Annotated in this window: 25 protein-coding genes and 2 pseudogenes; 7 read left to right on the forward strand and 20 right to left on the reverse strand. The window is 38.2% G+C overall.

Annotation, left to right across the window (positions count from 1 at the left end):
• Position 1: 1 nt before the first annotated feature.
• Positions 2-2,440: a DNA topoisomerase IV subunit A gene (parC, locus tag BAE31_RS05710; protein WP_041109241.1), complete on the forward strand. Its 2,439-nt coding sequence runs from the start codon at positions 2-4 to the stop codon at positions 2,438-2,440.
• 54 nt (positions 2,441-2,494) lie between these two features.
• Here the strand turns inward: parC and BAE31_RS20020 are convergent, their stop codons facing one another.
• From BAE31_RS20020 to BAE31_RS05720, 3 genes are all read right to left on the reverse strand, one after another.
• Positions 2,495-2,620 carry a hypothetical protein gene (locus BAE31_RS20020; protein ID WP_254966705.1) on the reverse strand — a complete coding sequence of 42 codons (126 nt, stop codon included), beginning with the start codon at positions 2,618-2,620 and terminating at the stop codon, positions 2,495-2,497.
• Between the two features lie 43 nt (positions 2,621-2,663).
• Complete coding sequence (locus BAE31_RS05715; RefSeq protein WP_041109243.1) at positions 2,664-2,999, reverse strand: hypothetical protein; 336 nt, start codon at positions 2,997-2,999, stop codon at positions 2,664-2,666.
• A gap of 184 nt (positions 3,000-3,183) precedes the next feature.
• Positions 3,184-4,365 (reverse strand): MFS transporter, encoded by a 1,182-nt coding sequence (locus BAE31_RS05720; RefSeq protein WP_076839732.1) that lies wholly within the window; start codon positions 4,363-4,365, stop codon positions 3,184-3,186.
• Between the two features lie 225 nt (positions 4,366-4,590).
• On the opposite strand from BAE31_RS05720, the gene BAE31_RS05725 reads away from it, so the two are divergent.
• Positions 4,591-5,160, forward strand: coding sequence for a sugar O-acetyltransferase (locus BAE31_RS05725; RefSeq protein WP_075623231.1), 570 nt, complete (start codon positions 4,591-4,593; stop codon positions 5,158-5,160).
• Positions 5,161-5,384: 224 nt separating this feature from the next.
• Here BAE31_RS05725 and BAE31_RS05730 read toward each other — a convergent pair whose 3' ends face one another.
• On the reverse strand, positions 5,385-5,966 hold the full coding sequence (locus BAE31_RS05730; RefSeq protein ID WP_076839734.1) for an NAD(P)H-dependent oxidoreductase: 582 nt from the start codon (positions 5,964-5,966) through the stop codon (positions 5,385-5,387).
• Between the two features lie 122 nt (positions 5,967-6,088).
• Here BAE31_RS05730 and BAE31_RS05735 point away from each other — a divergent pair, with 122 nt between their 5' ends.
• Positions 6,089-6,433 carry a winged helix-turn-helix transcriptional regulator gene (locus tag BAE31_RS05735; RefSeq protein ID WP_076839735.1) on the forward strand — a complete coding sequence of 115 codons (345 nt, stop codon included), beginning with the start codon at positions 6,089-6,091 and terminating at the stop codon, positions 6,431-6,433.
• A 100-nt stretch (positions 6,434-6,533) separates the two neighbouring features.
• Here BAE31_RS05735 and BAE31_RS05740 read toward each other — a convergent pair.
• The 8 genes and pseudogenes from BAE31_RS05740 to BAE31_RS05775 form a co-directional block, all read right to left on the reverse strand.
• A pseudogene (locus tag BAE31_RS05740) lies at positions 6,534-7,081 on the reverse strand (sugar phosphate isomerase/epimerase family protein); the annotation flags it as partial.
• 95 nt (positions 7,082-7,176) lie between these two features.
• A complete protein-coding gene (locus BAE31_RS05745; RefSeq protein ID WP_044334492.1) occupies positions 7,177-7,827 on the reverse strand; it encodes a response regulator transcription factor in 651 nt (216 codons plus the stop codon).
• Positions 7,828-7,832: 5 nt separating this feature from the next.
• Positions 7,833-9,017 carry a sensor histidine kinase gene (locus tag BAE31_RS05750; RefSeq protein ID WP_076839737.1) on the reverse strand — a complete coding sequence of 395 codons (1,185 nt, stop codon included), beginning with the start codon at positions 9,015-9,017 and terminating at the stop codon, positions 7,833-7,835.
• A 101-nt stretch (positions 9,018-9,118) separates the two neighbouring features.
• On the reverse strand, positions 9,119-11,281 hold the full coding sequence (locus BAE31_RS05755) for an MMPL family transporter (protein ID WP_076839738.1): 2,163 nt from the start codon (positions 11,279-11,281) through the stop codon (positions 9,119-9,121).
• Between the two features lie 175 nt (positions 11,282-11,456).
• On the reverse strand, positions 11,457-11,711 hold the full coding sequence (locus BAE31_RS05760) for a hypothetical protein (protein WP_249895842.1): 255 nt from the start codon (positions 11,709-11,711) through the stop codon (positions 11,457-11,459).
• A gap of 128 nt (positions 11,712-11,839) precedes the next feature.
• Positions 11,840-12,943, reverse strand: coding sequence for a threonine synthase (locus tag BAE31_RS05765; protein WP_076839740.1), 1,104 nt, complete (start codon positions 12,941-12,943; stop codon positions 11,840-11,842).
• A 72-nt stretch (positions 12,944-13,015) separates the two neighbouring features.
• A complete protein-coding gene (locus BAE31_RS05770; protein WP_076839741.1) occupies positions 13,016-13,390 on the reverse strand; it encodes a RidA family protein in 375 nt (124 codons plus the stop codon).
• Complete coding sequence (locus tag BAE31_RS05775; RefSeq protein ID WP_075623194.1) at positions 13,387-14,052, reverse strand: helix-turn-helix transcriptional regulator; 666 nt, start codon at positions 14,050-14,052, stop codon at positions 13,387-13,389. Before BAE31_RS05775 ends, BAE31_RS05770 begins: the two co-directional genes overlap by 4 nt.
• 507 nt (positions 14,053-14,559) lie before the next feature.
• Between BAE31_RS05775 and BAE31_RS05785 the strand changes: the two genes are divergently transcribed.
• Positions 14,560-14,748, forward strand: coding sequence for a hypothetical protein (locus tag BAE31_RS05785; RefSeq protein ID WP_061109938.1), 189 nt, complete (start codon positions 14,560-14,562; stop codon positions 14,746-14,748).
• 158 nt (positions 14,749-14,906) lie between these two features.
• Positions 14,907-15,053, forward strand: a pseudogene (locus BAE31_RS19900) (YdhR family protein); the annotation flags it as partial.
• 85 nt (positions 15,054-15,138) lie between these two features.
• Here BAE31_RS19900 and BAE31_RS05795 read toward each other — a convergent pair.
• Positions 15,139-16,284, reverse strand: coding sequence for an alpha/beta hydrolase (locus BAE31_RS05795; RefSeq protein ID WP_076839743.1), 1,146 nt, complete (start codon positions 16,282-16,284; stop codon positions 15,139-15,141).
• Between the two features lie 180 nt (positions 16,285-16,464).
• Between BAE31_RS05795 and BAE31_RS19905 the strand changes: the two genes are divergently transcribed.
• The gene (locus BAE31_RS19905; protein WP_249895843.1) at positions 16,465-16,887 is read left to right on the forward strand and encodes a pentapeptide repeat-containing protein; all 423 of its coding nucleotides are present in this window, start codon (positions 16,465-16,467) and stop codon (positions 16,885-16,887) included.
• A 309-nt stretch (positions 16,888-17,196) separates the two neighbouring features.
• Here BAE31_RS19905 and BAE31_RS05805 read toward each other — a convergent pair whose 3' ends face one another.
• The 7 genes from BAE31_RS05805 to BAE31_RS05835 form a co-directional block, all read right to left on the reverse strand.
• Positions 17,197-17,544 carry a cytidine/deoxycytidylate deaminase family protein gene (locus tag BAE31_RS05805; protein WP_083703975.1) on the reverse strand — a complete coding sequence of 116 codons (348 nt, stop codon included), beginning with the start codon at positions 17,542-17,544 and terminating at the stop codon, positions 17,197-17,199.
• A gap of 121 nt (positions 17,545-17,665) precedes the next feature.
• Entirely contained in the window at positions 17,666-17,938 is a 273-nt protein-coding gene (locus tag BAE31_RS05810; RefSeq protein WP_076839744.1) for a DUF2651 family protein, read from the reverse strand.
• Positions 17,939-18,167: 229 nt separating this feature from the next.
• Positions 18,168-19,088, reverse strand: coding sequence for an alpha/beta hydrolase fold domain-containing protein (locus tag BAE31_RS05815; RefSeq protein ID WP_076839746.1), 921 nt, complete (start codon positions 19,086-19,088; stop codon positions 18,168-18,170).
• 29 nt (positions 19,089-19,117) lie between these two features.
• Positions 19,118-19,510: a MerR family transcriptional regulator gene (locus BAE31_RS05820; RefSeq protein ID WP_076839846.1), complete on the reverse strand. Its 393-nt coding sequence runs from the start codon at positions 19,508-19,510 to the stop codon at positions 19,118-19,120.
• Between the two features lie 166 nt (positions 19,511-19,676).
• Entirely contained in the window at positions 19,677-21,140 is a 1,464-nt protein-coding gene (locus tag BAE31_RS05825; protein WP_170871275.1) for a glycoside hydrolase family 1 protein, read from the reverse strand.
• Positions 21,141-21,163: 23 nt separating this feature from the next.
• Positions 21,164-23,065 (reverse strand): beta-glucoside-specific PTS transporter subunit IIABC, encoded by a 1,902-nt coding sequence (locus BAE31_RS05830; protein WP_076839750.1) that lies wholly within the window; start codon positions 23,063-23,065, stop codon positions 21,164-21,166.
• A 113-nt stretch (positions 23,066-23,178) separates the two neighbouring features.
• Positions 23,179-24,021, reverse strand: a complete 843-nt coding sequence (locus BAE31_RS05835; protein WP_076839751.1) for a PRD domain-containing protein — start codon at positions 24,019-24,021, stop codon at positions 23,179-23,181.
• 343 nt (positions 24,022-24,364) lie between these two features.
• Here BAE31_RS05835 and BAE31_RS05840 point away from each other — a divergent pair, with 343 nt between their 5' ends.
• On the forward strand, positions 24,365-24,673 hold the full coding sequence (locus BAE31_RS05840) for a magnetosome magnetite crystal formation protein family (RefSeq protein WP_041109292.1): 309 nt from the start codon (positions 24,365-24,367) through the stop codon (positions 24,671-24,673).
• Positions 24,674-24,717: the final 44 nt, after the last annotated feature.

Genomic DNA, 24,717 nt, shown 5'->3' on the forward strand with positions numbered 1-24,717 from the left:
CATGGCACAACAAGAACGATTTCATGATTTACCATTAGAAGAAGTAATCGGCGACCGCTTTGGCCGCTATAGTAAATATATTATCCAAGACCGGGCGCTTCCAGATGCACGTGATGGACTAAAACCTGTACAACGAAGAATTTTATATGCGATGTATGCAGAAGGAAATACGCAGGATAAAAACTTCCGTAAAGCCGCTAAAACAGTCGGTAACGTGATTGGTAACTATCACCCGCACGGGGACTCATCTGTTTATGAAGCGATGGTAAGAATGAGTCAGGAGTGGAAAGTACGAAATGTACTGATTGAGATGCACGGGAATAACGGGAGTATCGATGGTGATCCGCCTGCTGCCATGCGTTATACGGAAGCAAGGCTGTCTGCTATTGCTTCAGAGCTTTTAAAGGACTTAGACAAGGAAACGGTCGAATTTGTCGCAAACTTTGATGATACAAGTAAAGAGCCCGTTGTATTACCAGCGATGTTCCCAAACCTTCTCGTGAATGGATCAACAGGGATTTCAGCAGGGTATGCCACTGATATCCCGCCGCATCACTTGGGAGAAGTCATTGATGGCGTTATTAAACGAATCGAACAGCCGCATTGTACGGTTGAGGATTTAATGACGGTCATCAAAGGGCCAGATTTCCCAACAGGCGGTATCATTCAAGGTGTAGACGGTATTAAGAAGGCGTATGAAACAGGAAAAGGAAAGATTATGATTCGAGGCAAAGCGGAGATTGAAACCATCCGCGGCGGACGCCAGCAAATCGTGATCACAGAAATTCCTTACGAAGTGAATAAGGCGAACCTTGTCAAAAAGATGGACGAGTTCCGAATTGAAAGAAAAGTAGAAGGCATTTCAGAGGTCCGAGATGAGACAGACCGTACTGGGCTTCGAATCGTAGTAGAGCTGAAAAAAGAAGCAGATGCAAATGGTGTGCTGAATTTCTTATATAAAAACTCAGATCTGCAAATCCCATATAACTTTAATATGGTAGCGATACATAATCGAAGACCGACCTTAATGACGCTCACCACTGTACTAGATGCATATATTGCCCATCAAAAAGAAGTGGTGACGAACCGCTCAGCGTACGAGCTTCGAAAAGCGAAGGAACGCCACCATATTGTCGACGGCTTAATTAAGGCACTTTCCATCTTAGATGAAGTCATTGCCACAATCCGCTCCTCTAATGATAAGCGTGATGCAAAGAACAACTTGATGGCGAAATATGACTTTACAGAAGCACAATCAGAAGCGATTGTTTCACTCCAGTTATATCGTTTAACGAATACAGATATTACGCAATTAAGAGACGAAGCAAGAGAGCTAGATGTGCGCATAGCAGAGCTTGAAGACATTTTAGCGAACGAGAAAAAGCTGCTGAAGGTCATTACAAACAGCCTGAAAAAGCTCAAAAAGACATATGCTGATGAGAGAAGATCCGTTATTGAGGAAAAAATCGAAGAAATTAAGATTAACCTTGAAGTGATGATCGCATCAGAGGATGTTTATGTGACAGTCACGAAGGATGGTTACATCAAACGAACAAGCCAGCGCTCCTATGCTGCCTCTAACGGTAAGGACTTTGGCATGAAGGATACTGACCGTTTGATTCATCAGTTTGAAATGAATACAACGGATGTTCTTCTGCTGTTTACGAATAAAGGAAGCTACATTTATTGTCCTGTTCACCAGCTGCCAGATATACGCTGGAAAGACATGGGGCAGCATATTACGAATATCATTTCGATTGATCGCGAGGAATCAATCCAAAAAGCCATTCCAATAAAAGAATTTGATGAAACATCATATCTTTTATTCTTTACGAAAGGCGGAATGGTGAAGAAAACAGAGCTTCTTCAATATAAAGCGCAGCGTTATTCGAAACCGCTTGTTGCCTTAAACCTAAAAGGTAACGATGAACTCGTCGATGTTCATGTCACAACAGGACAGCAGGAATTGTTTATTGCAACGAAAAATGGTTACGGTTTGTGGTTTGATGAAGAAGAAGTAAGTGTTGTTGGACCGAGAGCGGCCGGCGTTAAAGGAATCAACTTGAAGGAAGGGGACGAGGTAGTCTCTGGCCAGATCATTGATCCGAAAAACGATGTCCTTGTGCTCACGACACAAAGAGGGGCTGTAAAGCGAATGAACCTCTCTGAATTTGATAAAACATCAAGAGCAAAACGCGGAGTTCTTATGCTGAGAGAATTAAAGAAAAACCCGCACCGTATTGTGGCTGTGATCGCTGCAGCGCTACACGATACACTTGAGATAGATACCGAAAAAGGTACAACGATTCCGCTTGATATTTCTACTTTAAGAGCAAATGACCGCTATAGCAATGGATCATTTATTGTAGATGAAGAAGAGCAGGGAGAAGTGACTCATGTCCTTCTGACACCTGAACCTGCACCAGATGATAATAAATAAGCAAACGAAAACCCCCTGCGACTGGCAGGGGGTTTCTTTTTATATACGGGCCTTTTAGCTTTCGTGGTTGCCAAACATGCTTGTAATGGCGTGCACTACTTCAATTCCTTGGTAGACGAAAAGAGAAAGTGAAGTGACAGAGAAAAGACCTAGAATGAAAATTCTTAAGAAAAATAACATCGTGTAAAACCTCCCAATTTTTGTTTTGATTTAGATGGTTGGGTTAAACACGAGCTTGTCGGAAATAAGAAGATTGATAGAACACTGCAAGTAAATGCTTCTTTTTCCGGTCAAATCGATCAGTATGAGTGATGCGTGCAAATCCAGCTGTCATACTGCCAATAATCAGCAGTGCTGTAAATGCGGCAAATACTGCGCTCACATGTTTTTGTTTCTTTTCATCGCCCATTGTCTGAGCGATTTTCATCTCATGTGATTCTTGATCGGCAACCACCTTAGCATGATGGTATACCTGAACGGAATGAGGCATTGAGAACAAATGAAAACTTGCAAGTGCTATGCATAAAACACCTAATTTTAATAGCATATTTTTTTTCATTTTTCTCACCCCTTCCTGGTTATTTTCATGATCTTACCACGTTTTCAGTTATTTGAAAAGTCTTATTTTTTTACTTTCCCTCTTTAAAAAATCGATAAACATCATGACATCTATAGGACTGTTTCACTTCATGAAAGGTTTCAATTTTATTTTTTAAATTTAAAAAAAGTGCCATGATCAAGGATCAGACACTTTTAGTGGCTTGTAATGAATGTGGTTTTGCTACAGCTTTAGTAAAGATTCCTGCAATACATATGGCAAATAGAACAAAAATAAAGGCATGAAGCAGTCCAACTTGATTGGCAAGCAGCCCTAAAATAGGAGGACCGGAAAGGGAGGCTGTGTAACCAGATAAGGTCACAATACTAACGCGTTTGACAGCGTACCGGCTATCATCGCCAGCTGCAGAAATGGTCAGCGGAAAGCCTAAAGATGCGCCAAGTCCCCATAAAAAGATCGATATCATACATACAACAAGTGAAATCTTCAAAATGACTAAGAATAGGCCGGCAGCTGCTGATAAAATCGCAACTCTTAGCAATAGCACTCTGCCAAAGCGATCGATCAAACGTCCGCTGATCAGTCTTCCGCTAATCATGCCGCACAAAAACAAAGCATAGATGACTGTACTCATGGAATGTGAAACTTGGTAGCCATCCACCATTGCAAGTGGAATCCAATCATTGGCCGAGCCTTCGACAAACGCAAGACATAAAGCGATCATCGCAAGAGATATCGTTCGTTTGTTCAGCCATGCCGTTTGAGTAGGCTCAACTGTATCGGACTGTTTCTCATGCTGATCCTTTCCTGTCCCGTGCGGAATAAACCGTGTACAAATCAATATGCTAAGGAAAAGCAGAAGGGCAATAGCGAGAAGGTGTATCAATACAGAGATGCCTAGATGGATAAAAAGAATACCAGCACCTGCTCCAATTAAAGTCCCAATGCTAAAGGAAGCGTGCAATATAGGCAGAATGGTTTTCTTGATGCTGTATTCAATCTCTGTTCCTTCTAAGTTCATCGCCACATTACACATGCCAGAGCCTGCGCCAAAAAGAAAAAGACCAGAAGTGACGACAAAGATAGAAGAGAGCGTTGAACCAATGGCAAGAGTAGTAAATCCAAGGAACATCAAAAAAGCACTGATCACAATCGCCACTCGGCCGCCTTTTTTGCGGACGAATACATTTGAAAGAACGAGCCCAACAATTGAACCAACCGATAAACCGAGTAAAATAAGTCCCATTGTTCCTGTGTTTGCTTGTAATAAATCTCTCACTTCCGGTGTTCGTGAAAACCATGTAGAAATGGAGATCCCAGACATCGTAAAGATCACAATAATTGCTTTATACCACTTTAATTCCATCTAATCCCTCACATTTAAAGATATATATGTTATTGAACAAATCTACTCGATTATAAATGAGACTTGCTGATTCGTAAATAACTTGCTGGAGGAACAAGGTCAATTCTAGTCAAAAGAAATCAGTCCTTCCCAATTCTTCTGATGAGAAGGTAAAATAAACATAAAGGGAGCGGTAGGATGTAATCATATCGCATCGGTATAAATAGAAGGGAGGAGGAGATCAACATGAAAAGTGAAAAGGAAAAAATGATCCAAGGAGAACATTATGTATCTAGTGACCAAACACTGATCGCAGATCGTGAAAGAGCAAGACAATTGACATACGCATATCAGCAAACCAATCAGCAAGAAAAAAGAACATCCATTTTAAAGGAATTATTAGGTGCTTGCGGAAATGATGTCGTTTTTGAAGGAAGACTGCAGTGCGATTACGGATACAATATCGAGATTGGCGAGCATTTTTTTGCGAATTTTGATGCAGTGTTATTAGACGTTTGCAAAATTACCATTGGACACCACTGTTTATTAGGTCCGAATGTACATATTTATACGGCTGGACACCCGCTTGATCCGATAGAACGTGCAAAAGGCATTGAATTCGGCAAACCAGTCACCATTGGAAACCATGTATGGATTGGCGGCGGTGCTATTATTAATCCAGGTGTCACAATTGGCGACAATGCTGTCATTGCATCTGGTGCCGTTGTGACAAAAAGTGTTCCAGCAAACGTGGTGGTTGGCGGAAATCCTGCGAAAATCATTAAATATCTTGAAGAATCAAAATCTGGCGAATAACGTTGGATTTTGATTTTTTCTATTTTGTCTCAATAAGATAAGTATACTCAATTATGAGACAAAAGAAATTCATTGTCAGTTTAACTTCCTAGAATATATATTATGTAAACTAAGAAATAAGAATACATATTTGAGTGTCGATATTTAATTTCACAACCTCTACCACCTTCTCAATTAGATCGGTCGTAAAGGTTGTGCCTTTCCTTATTGGCTGCTACAGTAAATTAAATACTTTGGGATATTTCGTTTAAAAATACTTTCCTCTTTTCATCTGTTGTTAAGTTAACTCTCGAAAAATGAATCCATTTGGTGTCTTCATTTTTAATTCCCAAGTCAGCAAGAGTTCTGTTAATAAAAACGCTTTGAATCGCATTCCCACCTTCAGATTCTATATACTCCTTATCTGTTGTAGATGTTGAGATCACGGTTGTTTTTTTAATATTTGTCAATAAACCTTTTAAAGCCCCAGTGTTTTTATCTTCCAAGAATGCGAAACCTCTTAACATGACTTTATCAATAAATCCTTTTAAAATTGCAGGTAAATCCCACCACCAGACAGGAAATATAAATATTAATTCAGTTGACTGACTTAATTTCTTTTGATAATCCTTAACTAATTGATCAGGCGTTTCTCCTTTATGAAAATACTTCAATTCCTCAGCTGAAAAAACGGGATTAAACCCATCTTTATATAAATCGATCACTTGAAATGGTTCTCTCTTTGTTTCTAGATTTTTTGTAATGGAAGTCAAAATGGCATGATTATAGCTTCCATCCCAAGGATGTGCATAGACAATTGTTTTCATGATTCATTCACCCTTTTTTGTTATTTTCATCATATTTTGATGTACATTCATTTTATTGTATGCTATAACGTACTACAAGTACGGTAATTAAAGTGCGATACTAACCTAAAGGAGAGTGTAAAATGACCAAAGAATCCTTTACAGCTCATGTTGATCTAAAAGAAACTGGATTTGGGTACACTTTATCATTAATTGGTGGGAAATATAAGATGACGGTACTGTATGCTTTATATGCAAACAATGCTCCTATTCGCTATAATCAGTTGAAACGAATGCTTGGGGCAATCTCTTTTAAAACATTAACCAATACACTAAAAGAGCTTGAAGCAGATCAGTTAATTCATCGTAAAGAATATCCTCAAGTGCCTCCAAAAGTAGAATATAGTTTATCGGAAAAGGGATTATCATTGATCCCTGTATTAGATGCGATTTGCTATTGGGGGGAAGAACAAATGAAAATGAAATAGTTAGGCTGGGAAGAAAGCTAAGATTGTTTAAAATGCTTTCTCAGCAGCTTTCTCCTCAAACATCAAAACAAAGAGCCTCAAATAGGCTCTCAGCAAAACTTTAAATATGCAAACCTTGTTTAATCGATTTTAAAGTAATCTCATTCGAACATTCAGGACGGTCTGGATAAGCAAAAACCGCATTTGTGACAATCCCATCAAACTTCATTTCTCTTAATTTACGATACAAAGCGCCGAAGTTAATTTCCCCTTCCCCAGGATTTAAGTGTTGATGAATGGTTACATTTGCATCAGGTGGATTTATGATATAGCGCAATCCAAAACTGCTTTATGATTGAGGGTATCCGCCATTTATACGTGGGCAAGAAGATCTCCAGCTTCCTCTAAATGTTTTGCGACATCACCAATCCCATCATCATAGAAAAAAGCATGGGGAACAGAATAGACTAATTTGATCCAGTCTTTATCTAATGCTCTAATCATACGAATGGCTTCAGTGTTTAGTTCGATAAAATCATTAGGATGAGATTGGATGTTTAACTTGATGCCTTCTTGTTCAAATATAGGCATCAGCTCATCCATAGATTTCAAAAAAGCTGCTTCACTTTCAACAGGTCTGCTTTTATCACCACTGAACTCACTATTCAATACCTCATAAAAAAGCTGCCGAGTTTATCGACAGCTTCACTTTAATGGCCCCTTTTTTGTTTCTTTTGATCATTTCAATTATGAAGAGAATGATTCTAAAAATGAATGATTCCTAATTCTATTGATGTTTTAATTGCTTCAGCTCTTGATGTCACATTTAGTTTTTGATAAATGTTTGTTAAATGTGCTTTTACAGTTCTTTCGGAAATTCCCATATCAAATGCAATTTCCTTACTCCGAAACCCTCTAGCTACTGCTTGCAAAACGAGCATTTCTTTTTCGGTAAGCAAGTGGTTGTCTGTTTTCAATTTTTCTTGAGGTTCTTTGTGTACGGTTGATTCAAATACCTTTGAGGCCACATTTGATTGAAGTAAAATGTCTCCTCTGATGGCCGCTTCAATTGTATTAAATAAGTTTTCTCTGCTGGCATCCTTTAAGAGGTAGCCTTTTGCACCAAGCTGTAACCCTTGAATCATTAATTTCTCTTCATTATAAGTAGTGAGAATGAGTACGGGAACTTTTATTTGAAGAGTCTGCATTTCTCTAAGCATATCAAGCCCGCTCATCATAGGCATGTTGAGGTCAAGTAATACAAGGTCTGGGGATTTTTCTTTTATGACATCTATCCCCTTTCCCCCATCTTCTGCTTCTCCAACTACTTCAAATCTTTCGTCTGTTTCAAGAATTAATTTTAATCCTTCTCTCACAACATAATGATCATCAACAATCACAATTCGATAAGACACTGTATTTACTCCTTTTTCAAAGGTATGTTCACTATTACTTGTGTACCTTCATTTTTTTTACTTTTCAAATGGATCTCTCCACCAAGCAGCCGAACACGTTCTGACATACCAATGATTCCGTAATGTCCAAAAGTGGATTCTCGTTTTTTCTCATCAAATCCCACTCCATTGTCTGCTATTTCCAAATGGATGTGATCACCTTGTTGTACCATTACTAACTCGACTTGGCTTGCTTTGGCATGTTTTGAAACATTCGTTAAGCATTCTTTTATCATGTAAACTGTATGTTCAATAAAAAAAGGCGACATATTCTGAGGTACAGAGATCTTTGTACGAATTGGGATATTCGTTGCTGTCGTAAATCGATTTACTTCATTTTTCACTGTTTCGGTTAAATCGGATTGATCATGACGATCCTTCCGAAGGTCATCAATCACCATTCGTGCCTCACCTAATGTTTTTCGCGCTTGGCTCATTGAGCCCTTGATAATGCTTTGAGCACGCTCGGTATTTTGATTCTCTAAATGTGCTTGAACAGCTTCCAATTGCATAATAATGCCTGCAAGCCCTTGCGCAAGGGTATCATGTAAATCTCTCGCCATTCTTTGACGCTCATTAGCAAGGGTTAACTCTTCCACCTGCTGATGTGCGAGTTCGAGTTCCTTTAGGAACGTTTGAGTTCGAATTCTAGCCTTTACTTGTCTAAAAAATAAGATAGAGTATGCAACGACCACAATAAGGATAAGAAATAAAATCGGAATGTAGACAGTCAGATCATCTGTATCATTAGCCAAAATAAGAGCTAGAAAAAAAAGCACATAAAAACAAAGTCCTGTCAAAATAATTTTTAATGTATGATAGTATACACCAATGCTCTGAGCAATTATGATCGGTAAAAGACCAATTAAAATCACAGGAGAGGCAGCTGGCATGGCTAAAACACAAAGTAGAATAACGATTCCTTGTATGAAGAAATAAATCCAAGGCTTCTTCTGGAACCAATAATATGACCACCAATGAAAAATCAGATGAATTGCAAAAAGGCCAGAAAAAAACAAACTTGAAAGCGATAAAGATACTGTTAAAAACTGAAAAATCATCGCTGCAGCATAAACAAGAATGCCCCATAATAACGTGGGAATTCGGGAATATATCATTTCATTAAATGGGTCTATCCGTTTTTTACCCATAAACGCTCACCTTCCAAATCCCATCATAACACGAAAAATACCGCCCGCCTTTTAAAGAGGCAATGGCGGTATTAGAATTTTAACATTTTAAAAAGAATAAATTATATAATCTTCTTTTCTTTTTGGGCAATTGACTCTCCTTCAATATCAATATGCGGAAGCAATCGTGCCAGCCATTTAGGTAAGTACCAATTTGCACGCCCTAATAGCATCATACAAGCAGGGATAAAGGTCATTCTAATGACAAATGCATCGAATAAAACCCCAAATGCCAATGTTAATCCCATTGTTTTAATAATCAAGTCTTGAGCAAAAATAAAGCTTGCGAAAACGGAAATCATAATTAAGCCTGCTGCAGTTACAACCCTGCCACTATGCTGTAATCCAGAAATAACAGATTTCTTTGCATCCTGAGATAGAAGGAATTCTTCCCTCATTCTACTAACTAAAAATACTTCATAATCCATTGCAAGACCAAATAATATTCCTGTTACTAGTACAGGCATAAAGTTCAACAGAGGACCTGCTGCAGGTATTCCAAACAATTGGGCAAGGTGTCCATCCTGTAAAACAAAGACAGCAAAACCTAATGTAGCAGTTAATGTCATTAAAAACCCTAGTACAGCTTTTAATGGAACAAGGAATGATCTAAATACAAGAATCATTAACACTAAAGCAAATCCAATAATGACTCCTGCAAATTTCGGTAATGCTTCACTGAGTCTATCTGAAATATCTATATTCACGGCAGTAGAACCTGTCACAAGAAACTTTGTGTCAGTTACGCTCGATTCATTTCGAATGTCTTTCACTAATTGCTTCGTTTCTTTATCCTCCGGACCACTTCTAGGTAAGATTGTTAACATGGCGTACTCACCTGATTGATTAGGTATCGCCGGCGTGATTTGTTTGACACCATCCATTTTTTCTAACAATTTTGATGATTCCTCGATGGACTTGGATTTCATCGTTTTATCTGCTTGAGAGGCATCTAGGATAACAACAAGTGGTCCATTAAACCCCTTGCCAAATCCTTCTGCTAAAAGATCGTATCCTTTACGTTCAGTTGTTTCTTTGCCTTTCATACCGTTATCCGGAAGACCAAGCTCCATATGAAGTGCTGGCCAGCTTACCAATCCTGTCAATAAAATGACACCTATCATTATTTTACCCGGATGCTTTTGAATAAATCTTCCCCAGCCCATTGTTTTTTTCTCTTTTTTTGGCTGTAATTTAGAAAATAACTTATTTTTCCTAGAAGGACTCACCTTATCTCCAAGAAGCCCTAGTATAGCTGGAACAATCGTGAGAGAAACAAGCATAACAGATAGGACCATAAAGGCTCCCACAAGGCCCATGATACCTAGAAATGGTATGTCAACTAATACAAGTCCACATAATGCAACAATAACAGTGACGCCCGCAAATAATACAGCACTTCCTGCGGTACCTACTGCTCTAGCAGCAGCCTCATTCAAATTGTAGCCTTCTGCTAACAGCTGTCGATATCTTGAAATGATAAACAGTGCATAATCAATTCCTACTGCAAGACCAATCATCACCGCTAATGTGAGACTAAATGCAGACATTTCTACAAAGTTTGAGGTGATTAAAATGACCATAACACCTATTACTAACCCAATCACAGCCGTCAATATTGGTAATCCTGCGACCAAAAGTGAAGCAAATGTAAAGGCTAAAATCAAGAAGGCGAAGACAATCCCTATGATTTCAGAAATCCCACCTATTTCAATTTCAGAGAATGCGACGGAGCCGCCTAATTCTGTTTGGATGCCGGCATCTCTTGAAATCTTAATGCTATTTAATACTTTCTCTTTTGAGGATTGCTTTACCTTATCCGCTTTCACTCGATACGTAATATCCGCATATCCTATCTTCTTATCTTTACTTATCGTAAAGTTTTGATATAAATCGGTCACCTGCTTAACTGCTTTATCTTTTTTAATTTCTTTTATCGTCTCATTAATTTTATCTTTCACTTTCTTTGCTTCTAATGTTTCATCTTTAGGTGCTTTAAATATCAGACGAATTGTTCCCTCATCATCACCTGCTGGGAACTTCTTTTCCAAGAGATCCATCGCTTTTTCAGATTTTGTTCCTGGAATCGACATATCTCCATTAAATGAAACGCCTGTCCCTATTGTTGCTGCAACTACAGCTACTAAAATAAGTAACCAACCGATTAACATTCGTTTAGGCTTAGTAAAAGCAAAGTTTCCTAAGTTATATAAAAATTTAGCCATTCACTTACTCCTTTTTCATTGAATTCATGATATTCACCTCTTTATTCTACGCAATGAAATAGTGAAGTAAAATTGTACTTTTGGGCAAAAGGGATTGTACATTTAGGCAAGAAAAAGAGCATCTCTCTTGAGATACCCTTCATATTTATATTGAAGATCTGCCATATATCCTCTTCTATATAAATCCCAATATCTCATTTTGTTGATGCGCTAGTTCCATTCCCTCTGCTAGATAAAGAGCGTTCATTTTATCTATATCATCATCTGGCCAATGGCGGATCAGTTGACGCAATCTCGCAGCAACGGTCTGACAAACATCTGGTGATAAGTAACTATCAGAATCTGGTTGTTCCAGCAATGGAATGATGTCATCCTGGTAGTTTTTAAAGGGTATTTCCCCACCAAACCCCTCCATATCATCTAAATTCATACCAATACAAGCTACTTATCTTTTTCTAAAATCATGGAAGTCACTGTATGACCAATGTGCTTCGCAATGAGTAAAATCCAATCCCATGAAACATTCCTCCGATTTCAAGTTGTATTAGTCATATCGGGTTATTTTGATTTAATTCCTGCGCCACAAAGAGGTATGACGATTGTTTCTTTTGATTCCTTTTTATATTTCATGTAGCCAGCAAAATTGACTGCAGATGTCACTTCCACATAAAATCCTTTCTCACTTAGTTTAGAGCGTGCATTCAATATCTCCTCTTCTTCAATATCTATAAATGTACCATTGGTATCTTGTACAGCTTCTAGAATTTGTTTGGAGCGGGCCGGGGCAGCAATGGCTATCCCTTCTGCTAAGGTCCCTGTATTCGTAACAGGCGATGCTGATTCTTCTTCATTTTGATAAGCTTTCACGAGAGGAGCACAGTTTTTCGCTTGTATGGCAATGATTTTCGGTATTTTATGAATCAAACCATTTTCAAATAACTCTTTAAAACCGTAATACGCACCTAGAAGGAGAGTACCATTTCCAACCGGAATGATTAAAGCATCAGGTGCTCCTTTTATTTGTTCATAGATTTCATAGGCGTATGTTTTTGTTCCTTCAAAAAAATAAGGATGATACACATGGCTTGCATAAAAAACGTTTTCGGCGTCTACTGCTTTTTGCGCCGCGGCTGCAATATCCTCTCGTGTACCGCGAATTTCTTTAACCGTTGCTCCATGGGCTTTTATTTGAGCGATCTTTTTAGGTGATGTTTCATCGCTTAGATAGATGTCACATGCAATCTCGCAACGAGCTGCATAAGCGGCAATCGCCGTTCCTGCATTCCCGCTGCTATCCGCAATGACTTTTGATACCCCTAATTCCTTTGCCTTTGTCATTAAAACAGCAGCTCCTCGATCTTTAAAGGAGAGTGTAGGCATCATATAATCAACTTTTACATAAGTGTTTGGCTCATTAGGATCTAAAACGATTAACGGAGTTTGACCTTCACCCATTGTCACAGATTCCCAAGTCTTAGAACCTTTTGAAAATGGCATGGTTTCAACATAACGCCATAATGAGTTTGGGTAGTGATCCCAAGCCGCAATATTTATTTTAGGGGTATCTTTCACCAGGTTTAATACGCCGTTACAATCACATTTCCATAAAGTTGGTGTTATCTCATACCTTTTCCCGCAATGGTTACAAATCAATTGATTCATCAATCATCAGCCCCCTTGAATAATTTTTTATATGAAATATACTTTTTTATATATCGTGGGCAAAAAAATATTCTAAATATAAGAAATAGCATCAATTTCAATTTTGAAACCAAAATTTAATTCATTCGTTGGTACAACAGTACGTGCTGGCTTATGTTCACCGAAAAATTCAGTGTAAACCGCATCTACTTTATCCCATAGTTCAATATCAGAAATGTATAATGTCATACGCAAAATCTTTTCTTTTTTACTTCCGGCTGCTTCTACAATCATCTCCACATTCTTAAGCGCTTGTAATGTCTCTTCTTCAATGGGGCCGAATTCTTTTTCTCTCGTTTCGGGATTGATGGCAAATTGTCCTGAAACATAGACCGTGTTTTGATGAATGGTTGCGAATGCATAATGTCCGTTGGATTTTAGATTCCCTACCTCAAGGATGTTTTTCATTTCGTTTCCCCTTCATTCGATTTATGTTTGATTTCATCCAAATAGCTATAGACGGTGACTTTAGAAATACCTAACATAGATGCGACCTTCTCAACTGAACCTTTCATTAAAAAGATTCCCTTTTCATCCATGAACCTTATTAATTCAATTTTTTCATGGCGTTTCATGACTGGGTGAACACTATTTTGAATGATCTGTTGAATCAATTGATCTACTATTCCTTCCACATTTTCAAGATCATCATTTGATGTGGTTTCATTCTCTTGAACTTCAACTTTTGTAGAAAGAAAAGTATCCATAAATTGCTGCATTTGATTCAATGCTTCAACATCAAAATTGATACAGAATGCCCCGATCACCTTTTGCTTCGAATCACGAATTAATGAAGTCGAAGAACGAATGGTACGGTTGTCTTCGGTTTTAAATGTATACCCAGCAAGGTAATCTTCTTTAAAATCTTCGGATTGTAAAACAGTCTTTACCAAATGATCAAATGATTGACCGATTTTTCTTCCTGTCACATGATGATTGACTGTAAACATGACAGATGCTTGAGGGTTCGTTAAATCATGAATAACTATTTCACAATTTGGTCCAAACATTTTTGCAGTAGATTTTGCTAAAGGAATATAGCTCTCTAATAAATTCTTCGTATTTTCCATGCCTAAGCACCTCATTTGTTTATTCCACTAGATTATATAATTTTTTATATATAAAAACAATATATAGATTTTTTTATACATGTTGAAAAAGTTGAGAAAATATAAAAAAAGCAGCCATTGACTGCTTTTTGCTTGTGCTCCTTTCTAATTGATTTCTTGCTGGATTCCATACAAAATGACTTCAATTCCCCACCTGAACCGTTCCATTGATACGGTATCACCTGCAAACATTTCTTCTTTCAGGCTATGGATGAAAGGAATGCGATCATCGTATGCATCTCCTCTTCTTATGGAAATCGTTTAAAGCCACATCACATTTATATTATAACGAACACCGTTCGTTTAAAAAGTTTATTTCACGATTGTGCGTTTTAATGAAAAGAAACCAATCGTCCGCCATCATATGATACACTCCAACTAGGAATGTGAAAGGATGTCGAATCCTAACGATGATTCTTGAAATCAGTCGTTTCCATTGTTCTAATTCTGAGTGTAAGAGGTGTTTCTATGAATAAATTATTGGCAACGTTGATATTAGGATTGGGCTTTAGTGGTGCTGCTCTCATTCTTTCTGTCCCTTTGTTATTCAAGTCCAAACCAGAACAATTTGAGCTGGTGTTTACTGCTGGATCAGCGGGCGCTTTCGCAGTATTCGCTGTCTCATGCCTAGTTCTTCGAAAGCAATTCAATCGCTAAAAAACCTAAACACAATCCGCCATTAGAACAACAAGTCCAATTAATCCTGCAAGTTGACCCATCAGATGTACGGTTTTTTATGGAGAAGGAACTTCCGCGAGAGCAATATCAAAGGAAAGAAGTGCTCGGGGAACAACTTCAACATAAGAAGAATGACGATGGCATATTTATTACAGATAGATTTTAAGATGAAGGGTCCTTTCGGTGATGAAATGGCAAAAGAGTTTTCTGATTTAGCGAAAAGTATAAATGAGGAAGACGGATTCATATGGAAAATATGGACGGAGAATCCTGAGAAAAATGAGATAGAAACAAATAAAAAATCATCCTTCTTAGTTTCTACCATGGAGAACCTGTCAGCCATGCAATAGACATGAGACCATCAGGTCATCACTTTCTGCTCGTTTTCTTAATCAAGTCCACGCCATCGTATGACAGACTTTCCACATGTACAGGCTTTTGCAGAATGTAATGATCAAAAAAGGTCCCCGTATAGTCTGTGACAAGATTCCTCATCTCCATCGCATCGCGTTCGCCTCTCAGTTCTTCGTTTACACCGGTAAACAGGATGTCGCAATAATCTAAATGTGCAGCATGGTCAACAGAGAAATAATAGGTTTCCATGCTATTGTTAGCGCCAATGATCGCATTCATATGATAGTTAGGCTCAGAAAACAGCAGCAAAAAGGGTTTTTTTAGGTCGCTGTCAAGAAGACCGAATGCACCGCTATCGAAGCCAATCCCGCAGGCGAATCGGTCGTCATCCCGGCAAACAATTGCTGTCGTAGGCCCTCCGTAAGAATGTCCGACTATGCCCATGCCGGCGTCAAGCTGCAATCTGCCATTAAAGATGGAATTAAGTTCCCCGGAGTCTAGTTTGTAAAGATAATTGGCTGCATACCTTACATCCTCTGCCTGTAATTCACTATATTTAGTTAACTGATGAAGTATTGGCAGTGTAAGGACGTTACGGCATGTCTCAATGGCAGTTTCATCGTCAGGCCGCATCGTCATCTGACCAGCCAGCGCCATCATTTCTGGATCTTCAGAAAACGCCATAATGGCATCTGAAAAATCCTTTGATACATTAAACAGACGCCCATCTTTACACTTATACATCGTGCTATTCTGATGACCGATACTGACGACAACGTACCCCATGCTTGCAAGGTCTGTACAGATCACTGTCCCCCATTCTGGAGAACCGCCCCCGCCGCAAACATAAAATAATACTGGATAGCGTTTTTCCTTCCCGGAAAGAGCCAGGTCGTCGTAACAATACGTTTGGATATCGATAGAGAAAAAATCCTTTTCCTTCATATACTTAGTGACAAGCGGCTGGTCATGCAGCATTTCGTATACTTCAGGAAACATGTACGTTGATGGGGTCTTCCCTTCATTGCTATCAGACGGATAGTATACAAATGCGGTCAGTTCTCTTTTTGAGTGATCAGATGCCGTGTACTCAAAATCCATCTGTGTGCGTCCGGCAGTATAGCCGCCGATTGGTTCTGGGAATGCGTCATACCTTTTCATTCTTTTGTTCCCCCTTCATGATTTAAAATGAATGTGAAATACACATTGTGATATAAGCGCTTTTCAAAACGATGACCGCTCTCTTTATGTTTCTAGCTTTATGATATAATAACTTGTCAGTGCCAACCGCTTAGTGAAACTGAATTGGAAAAGATTCTGAAGAAATGATAGGTGATCACCATGAAAAGGCTTGAGTCTGGAATGTCAGTAGACAACGAAATATTTTCTGATATTGTCAGGTATGAACATGAAACAATAAGCGGAACGACGATCAACAACTCGAATGTTCATTCACCTATATTTTGGAGCTGTCACCTGCGTCATCTTATATTTGATACGTGTGATCTGACGAATGCGAGATTTTTTGCAGGTAGTACGATTGAGCATTGTACGTTTATTCGTTCTGATTTGCGCTCTGTTGGGATTGCTAGAGAAGAGGCTGTTTTTACGAATTGCGAATTCTCCTCCTGTGATATGAGAGGAATGACATTGGAAAATGCTGCGTTTATCAACTGTACATTTTATAAATGCAGGTTTAATGACCGCATTTTACAAGCAGCGAATATCGTAAATTGTACCTTTACCGGTAAGCTGGTGATATAACGTTTGAGGGAAATGGTAAACAAAAGCTGATTGCCAATTTTGAAAACTGCACCCTTGATGGTGTTTGTTTTAAAGGCTGTGACCTATCGCAATGTATTCCGCCAGCATCCAAAAACCATCTATATGTTGAAGAAATCTCCGCGCGTGTCAAATCTGCATTGACGAAGATAAATAATGACCGTCATCTTTCTGACGAGGATCGCAAAGTACTGGTACGCAGACTGCGCAAGCTTGAGCATATGGAACAATATATTTTTAACACGGCGCATATGGAGAACATACATGGGGCTGTTTTTGTGGAGCAATTTTTCAGTTATTTGGAATGCTATAAAGAGAACGCTTGATGCCTGATGCATCCCTCTGCCTGCTAAGTCTAGGTCGTATATCAACTTCATCTGAATATGGATGTCGGACAGCGACAATGGTATCAAAATCTTTATAGCCATTCGATAAAGCGCTGCCAATTGCAATGGCTTCTGCACAAACCGTTACCCGTCCGATATAGGCTTCTATATGGACAGCCGAGATCATTTCTCCTGTTTTCATGCGGATAGCGGCTCCTACATGGTGTTTATCTTCTTCATAAAGGCTCGTAATCTTCTTTTTTGCTTCGTCTATTAACTCTACATCTTTTGGAGTAAGATTAAATGTGTGCATTGTGTCCCCTTCGCCCTTCTATGCTCGTTTTGAATATAACCAAACTTCAGATAATGGGCGTTCTTGAAGGTGAAATGAATGGATACAAAAAAGCTGATTTTTGTGACCATCAGCTTTTTCGTTATGCTCTTTTATAGCGGCCATACATATATCGAATGATTTTTGTGATGACAGAGGTACACATGCATAAAAAGGTCATCACCACGACCCAATACATATTTGACATGTCAAACCCAGTATAGGCAAATATGAAAATAGTGGAGACTGCAAATGTGATGATAAGAACGATGTAAACTCGCTTAAAGATGCAGTAGCCAACAATCCCCCATATCAAAGATAACAAAGGCAATGTAAATAAGATCAGCGCCATGGGATGTAGAAAAAAAGCACTCATCATGTCACTCTCCTTTATGAACCGGTGAAGAACCAAATATGTATCATATTAATAAGAAATCTGCACGTTGTAAACAAAAATTGGAATTTAAGGAATATTTAATCTGAGGCGGATTGACATTCTAAATGTATGTCATGTTGAATGGAAAAAGACTGCTTTCAGTAAGCAGCCCATTTCGCAAAGCTTTCAAATATTCAAGTCGGAGCATTTTGATATGTGAAAAGAGAATCTAACTATTTATCACCTGAATGATTTTTTCCTGAGCGTCTTGTGCCTCAGGGATTGGCATGACGATAAATACATGCAGCATTTCTGGATAAACAAAGGTCTTCATATCAATTCCTTGTTCTGCTAGCTTTTCATCAAGCTTTAGTGCATCTGGATATAAAATATCATGTGTTCCAATAAAATGAGTGATCTTCGCAAGACCGTTAAAGTCACCGTGAATTGGACTGATTAATGGGTCAGTTACCTTTTTATCTGCTGCCCACATTTTTGTAATGACATCTATTCCTTCAGGGGCTAGAATGGGATCTTTATCGGCATATTCAAATATAAGAGGATTGCTTAAACTCATATCAACACAGGCAGATAATAAAATGATATCCTTCGGCTGCGGCAGACCTTCCATCTTTAAGAGGTGCGCAAGGCCAAGAGAGATATTTCCGCCCGCTGAATCACCCATGATCGTTAATTGATCGGTACTCTCAACCGTTTTTAGTATTTCTTTATATAGATTTAGGATTTTTGGATAGGTATCTTGGTAGCTGTAATGAGGTAATTTAGGGTAAATAGGAGCGATCACTTTGGCGTTAAGGGATTGAGCCATTTTATCCATGTACCACCAATGGAAATTGAGAGGCTGGTTTACCCAGGCACCACCATGTATATATAAAATCACCTTTTGCTTTTGCGACATTTGGTCATTCAATGTGAAAACCTGCATTCCTTCGAAAGTCTGCTCCTTTATCTCACTCTTTAATTTCACATCGTTTCCGATTGCATAAGGCTTTATATTTTCTATTTGAGACAGAAGATTTTTGGTTTTTTCGACACTAGCAAAACTTTCTTTATTACTTTGGGACGTGAATAATGTTTCAAATTGAATACTCTCTTCAGAACGTTCTCCATTAAAAATGTCGACACTCATTTTGTTTTCTCTCCTTTAAGCAGATATGTTTATTCGTCATCTTGATTCATCACATGAAATGATTTGAGATACACTTGTACTTCTTTCTCAGGAGTCTTTAATAAGTTAGATAGAAGGTCTTGAATGAGACGAAGATTGTTAATTTTCTTTTCAATTTCTTCATGTTTTTGATGTACAATTCTTTTTAAAGTATCTATTTCTATGTCTTGACTCAGCATTTCCAATATTTCTTTTATTTCCTTTAGTGAATAACCCAATGATTTGGCATCTTTGATCAATTGAATTTTCACAATATAATCTTCTGTGTATCGTCTATAACCGTTCGAACGGCGTCTCGGGACAGGTAAAATGTTGTGTTCTTCATAGTAACGAATTGCGGCAGGACTTATTCCTGTTTGTTTGGCAAGTTCTCCTCTAGTCATCAACTCCGTCGTTACTCCTTTTCCGTGATTTTGTCTTTCTATATTTATATTATAAAGGTTGAACTATACTTCAAGGTCAAGATATGTTTTCGTGAAAAATAAAACACCATCGCATGCAGCCGGTTAAGGCGCCCTGAGATGGTGTTTTACATCATTCAATTTGCTTTTATAGGTCTTCTCCATTTGATGCGATTACATTTTTGTACCAGAAGAATGAGTCTTTGCGGTAACGATTCAGTGTACCATTTCCTAGGTCGTCTTGATCCACATAGATCAAACCATAGCGTTTAGTCATTTGAGATGTTCCGCAGCTGATTAAGTCAATGCAGCCCCAAGGTGTATACCCCATTAAGTCAACACCTTCTTTTACGGCTTCTTTCATCTGTTCAATATGTTTTTTCAAATAATCAATTCGATAATCATCGTGTACTTTTCCGTCTTGTGTCAATGTATCCCTTGCACCAAGTCCATTTTCACAAACAAATAAAGGCTTTTGGTATCTATCATACAGTTTAATTAATGAAATGCGCAGACCCATTGGATCGATCGGCCAATCCCATTGTGATAATTCCAAGTGTTCATTTTTAATCGGACTGTCAAACGTACCCGCTAGCTCAGCAGCATCTTCACGTGCTTCTGCTACATGGGACATATAGTAGCTGATCGCAACAAAATCAACAGTGCCCTCTTTTAAAATTTGTTCATCCTGCTCTTTAATATCCAGCTTGATTTGATTATCAGCAAAGTATTTCACCATGTATGTTGGATATTCGCCTCTAGCTTGAACATCAGGATAGAACATATTCAATTGATTCGATTTAACTGCCTGCAGCTGATCCTCTGGTTTTGTTGTTTTTGCATAGGCTTCAATTTGGTTAATCATACAGCCAATTTGGACATTTGGAATGATTTCCTTCGCTGCCTTCACTGTTAATGCACTCGCCACAAATTGATGGTGAGATGCTTGGTAAGCAGCCTGTAATTTATGGTCTACTAGATCCTCTAAAATTCCTGCACCTGTATAAAGGCTATTAAGGTTCATATTCATTTCATTAAACGTAATCCAATATTTCACTTTGTTTTTATATCTTTCTAAAATCGCACGTGCGTATTTTTCGAACAATGGGACAAGCTCTCTACTCATCCATCCATTATATTTTTCTGTTAAAGTAATTGGCATTTCATAATGAGACATCGTTACTAGCGGTTCAATTCCATATTTCGCACATTCATCAAATACTTTATCGTAAAAAGCCAATCCTTCTTCGTTCGGCTTGTCCTCTAAGCCTGTTGGAAAGATTCTTGCCCATGAGATAGACAAACGAAATACTTTAAATCCCATTTCTGCAAACAGTGCAATATCTTCTTCATAACGATGATAAAAATCAATTCCGCGTCTTTTTGGGAAATCAAATGCCTCAGGATTTTCCTTGTACTTGTTTAGTTCAGCTGAACTCACATCGAATGTAAAGTTGTTCACTTTTCCTTGTGCATAAGGATCTTTATATGCAGCAAAGTCTGAAGTTGACAGCCCTTTTCCGTCTTCTAAATATGCACCCTCTATTTGATTGGCAGCGGTTGCGCCACCCCATAGAAAATTATCTGAAAATCCTTTTTTTAATTCTTTCATTTCAATCATCCCTTCTATTATGATTAATGAATAAGCATTAAGAGTTTATTTTCTCCTGCGTTGACATAAGAGTCACCTGTATAGATAACATCCAGGTACTTCGAGGAATTAGTGACGATCATAGGTGTCACGATATCTAATCCTTTTGATTGAATTCCTTCTATATCAAATGATAATAAATGATCCCCGATGTTGATTTCATCTCCTTCTTCCACCAATACCTCAAAGAATTGACCATTTAGGCTGACGGTATCAATCCCTACATGTATTAATAATTCAACCCCATCATCTGATACCAAACCTATTGCATGTTTAGTAGGTGTAACGGTCACTACTTTTCCGGAAAACGGCGCTTGTACCACCCCCTTATCAGGTATAATCGCTACTCCCTTGCCCATCATTTCGCTTGAAAAGACGGCATCATTTACGTCAGATAAAGGAACGACTTTACCAGTTATAGGTGCTTGTACTTCATAAGGATTTACTTGTCTGGCAGCTTGTTGATTGACTGCATTTTCTGGATTTTTAGATGGCTTTTCCTGTTTTTCCGGCTGACCTTCATCCTTTGTGGCAGGTTCATTGAAGCCAAGAAACATAGTGGCAATCAGTGAGACCAAAAAGCTCAGCGCTATTCCAATTAAAGCCAGCTGGAAATTGTTCGTGCCTTTCATAATGTAGGTTGGCAGAGATGTCATACCTGGAATTGAAAATGCTGTCGTTTTAACTGAGAATAAACCATAAAAACATCCGCCAGCTGCGCCGCCTATTAATGAAGCATAGAAAGGCTTTTTCAGTCTCAGTGTTACTCCATAAATGGCTGGTTCTGTAATTCCAAAGAAACTCGGAAGCAATGTTGATAACGCCAAAGACCTTGTTTCTACTCGTTTTGTGCGAATGATGACACCTAAAACGGCACCTGCTTGTGCCATATTGGCAATAAAGTTCATCGGAAGCAGCATGACATCGTAACCAACTTTTTCAAAGCTGGCAAACGTGCTTGGGAAGAATGCGTAATGCATCCCAGTTAGCACAATTAAAGGCATGAGGCCTCCCATTAATAAACCTGCAATCGGTCCAGCAAAATGGAATAAAGAAGTGAAAAAGATCTCTAAATACTGACCGAAAACGTTTCCAATAGGCGCTATGAAAGCTAGTGTAAGAGGCGCCGTGATCATTAAGCTCAGTACCGGTGTAAACACGATGCTTAAGGATTTTGGAATCACTTTCGTTATCCACTTATCGATAAAGCTAAGGAGCAGCACGCCTAAAATAATCGGTAGGACTGAAGAAGTATAATTATTTAATGGAATACTCAATCCTAAAAAACTAAGTGGATCAGCCCCTTTTGCTGCACCTTCCACCATCGTTGGATACAATAAAATCCCAGCGAGTGCCATCGCAAGAGATTCTCGTGTTTTAAATTTCTTCGCTGCAGAATACGCAATGAGGAAAGGTAAAAAGTAAAAGACAGCATTTGAAAAGATTTGAAGTACAGCATAGGTAGAGCTTTTTTCCGTCATCCAGCCTAAACTAACGAACAAAGCCATGATCCCTTTAATCAATCCACTACCAACAATCGCTGGCAAAATCGGTGTGAAAATTCCGCTAATGACATCGAATACGACTTCGATTGGATTCATCTTTGACGTATTTTTGTCAGGAGGAGAATCATTGCTGCGCTCACCAATCAGATGGTCAATTTCCTCATAGACCTCTGCGACTTTTGCTCCAATAATGACTTGGAACTGTCCGCTTTGGAATTGTGCTCCCAGCACACCGTCTACTGTTTTTAGTTCATCTACTTTTACCTGTTTTTCATCGTTGATATTAAATCTCAGCCTCGTAATACAATGCCAGCTTTGAGATATATTGCCGGTTCCACCGATTAATTTAATAATTTCTTGCGCCAATTCTTTGTTTCCCATGTCTTCACCCCTTCATTTTCACAAAAAAAACCTAAACAAAATCCACCATTAGAAAGACTTCTAAATGGAGATTTGTTTAGGTTAATGCTTTTTCATAACACGCCTAAAAGAAATCATTTATTTTGTTGATGTTTCTTTGTAATTCTTTCAATATGAATGACTAGAAAAACAAGTTCGTCTTCCGTGACATTCCAATTGAATTCCCGCTTTAACATTTCTTTAATAATTAAACCGCATGCATAGCTCTTCATATACCGATCCTGAATTAATTCTTTTAATGAATCATCCATTTGCTGCGGCGGTTGATTTGTTTCTTGTCTGACAATAAAATATCTCAAATGAGTGATAAACCTCGAATAATCTATCGATGATTTATCTAATACCATCTCGAAAATGTTTTGAATAATCTTAACGATTTCCTTCGTGAGATGGGTCATTTTGATCGTATCTCCCATAGACTGACCATCTATTTGAGCGTTTACAAAATGAAGGGCAATGAGTGAAGCCTCTGTATCATGAAAAGTAATCCCCATCATTTTTTGGATAATTTTAAGTGCTTTTTTCCCAATTTGATATTCTTGATAATATAGATGTGGAATTTCCCACACAATAGGGTTTTCATATTCCATTTTTTCTTGATGCCTTTGAATTGAAAAGGTAAGATGATCAGATAGCGAAAACAGCATGCTAGAACCTAATTTTTTATTCAACATCTCTTCGCCCATATGAATGATTTTTTCAGTTAATAAAAGAATATCAGTTGGGATAGCGGCAAGTTGAGATTCTAATGGAGACGTCTGATCAGAATAAAATGTCTTACTGATAGCGCTCTCATCAAGTGTATCACCCTTTTTCTTCTTAAAGCCTATTCCTGTACCAAAAACAACTACTTCATTTTGAGTGTCTGTTAGAGCTAATACGATATTATTGTTTAAAACTTTAACGACGGTGAACATCTTCATCCCACCTTACCTAAAACTGCTAAAAAAGCATAAAAAAAACACCAAAATCTCAGCAAACAACGTACAAATGTACAACATGTTTACCTGACTTGGTGGTGCCTGATGATATCAGTAACACTCCTGCATCGGTTACGATTTTATTGTAAACACAGGATAAACCAAAGTCAACTATTTTTTTCGGTAAAATAGATTTAAATACCTATATTAAAGTATGTCGTTTATAAATTATTTTAAAAGGTAAACATTTTTAAGGTTGCTGTAAGGTTCAGATTAATACGGATTAAGGTTGAGGTAGTACAATGTGTTTGTAGTGAATAAATCATAGAGGTGAAACGTTATGAAAGGAAATAAAGTCTTGTCATCATTATGTTACTTCAGTATCTTTTTCGCACCATTTTTGTTCCCAATTATCGTCTATTTCTTAGGTCAGGACGAAGTGAAATATCATGCGAAAAAATCATTATGGACGCATGTCATCCCTTATTTGATTTTTGGTATTGGCATCCTTGGTTCAGGTTTACTTGGTATGAAAGATATCAGCCATGCGGGGCCTTTCTTAATTGCGACATATGCAGTGACATTCCTTGTTGCCATCTACTTCTTCATTTGGAACATTGTGAAAGGCATCAAAGTATTTTCAGAATAAATAATATAGGTGAAAAAAACGGTTCTGTTGTTGATCAGAACCGT

It is taken from the genome of Bacillus sp. I-2, from assembly GCF_001974945.1.
GTDB classification, from domain to species: domain Bacteria; phylum Bacillota; class Bacilli; order Bacillales; family Bacillaceae; genus Bacillus; species Bacillus safensis.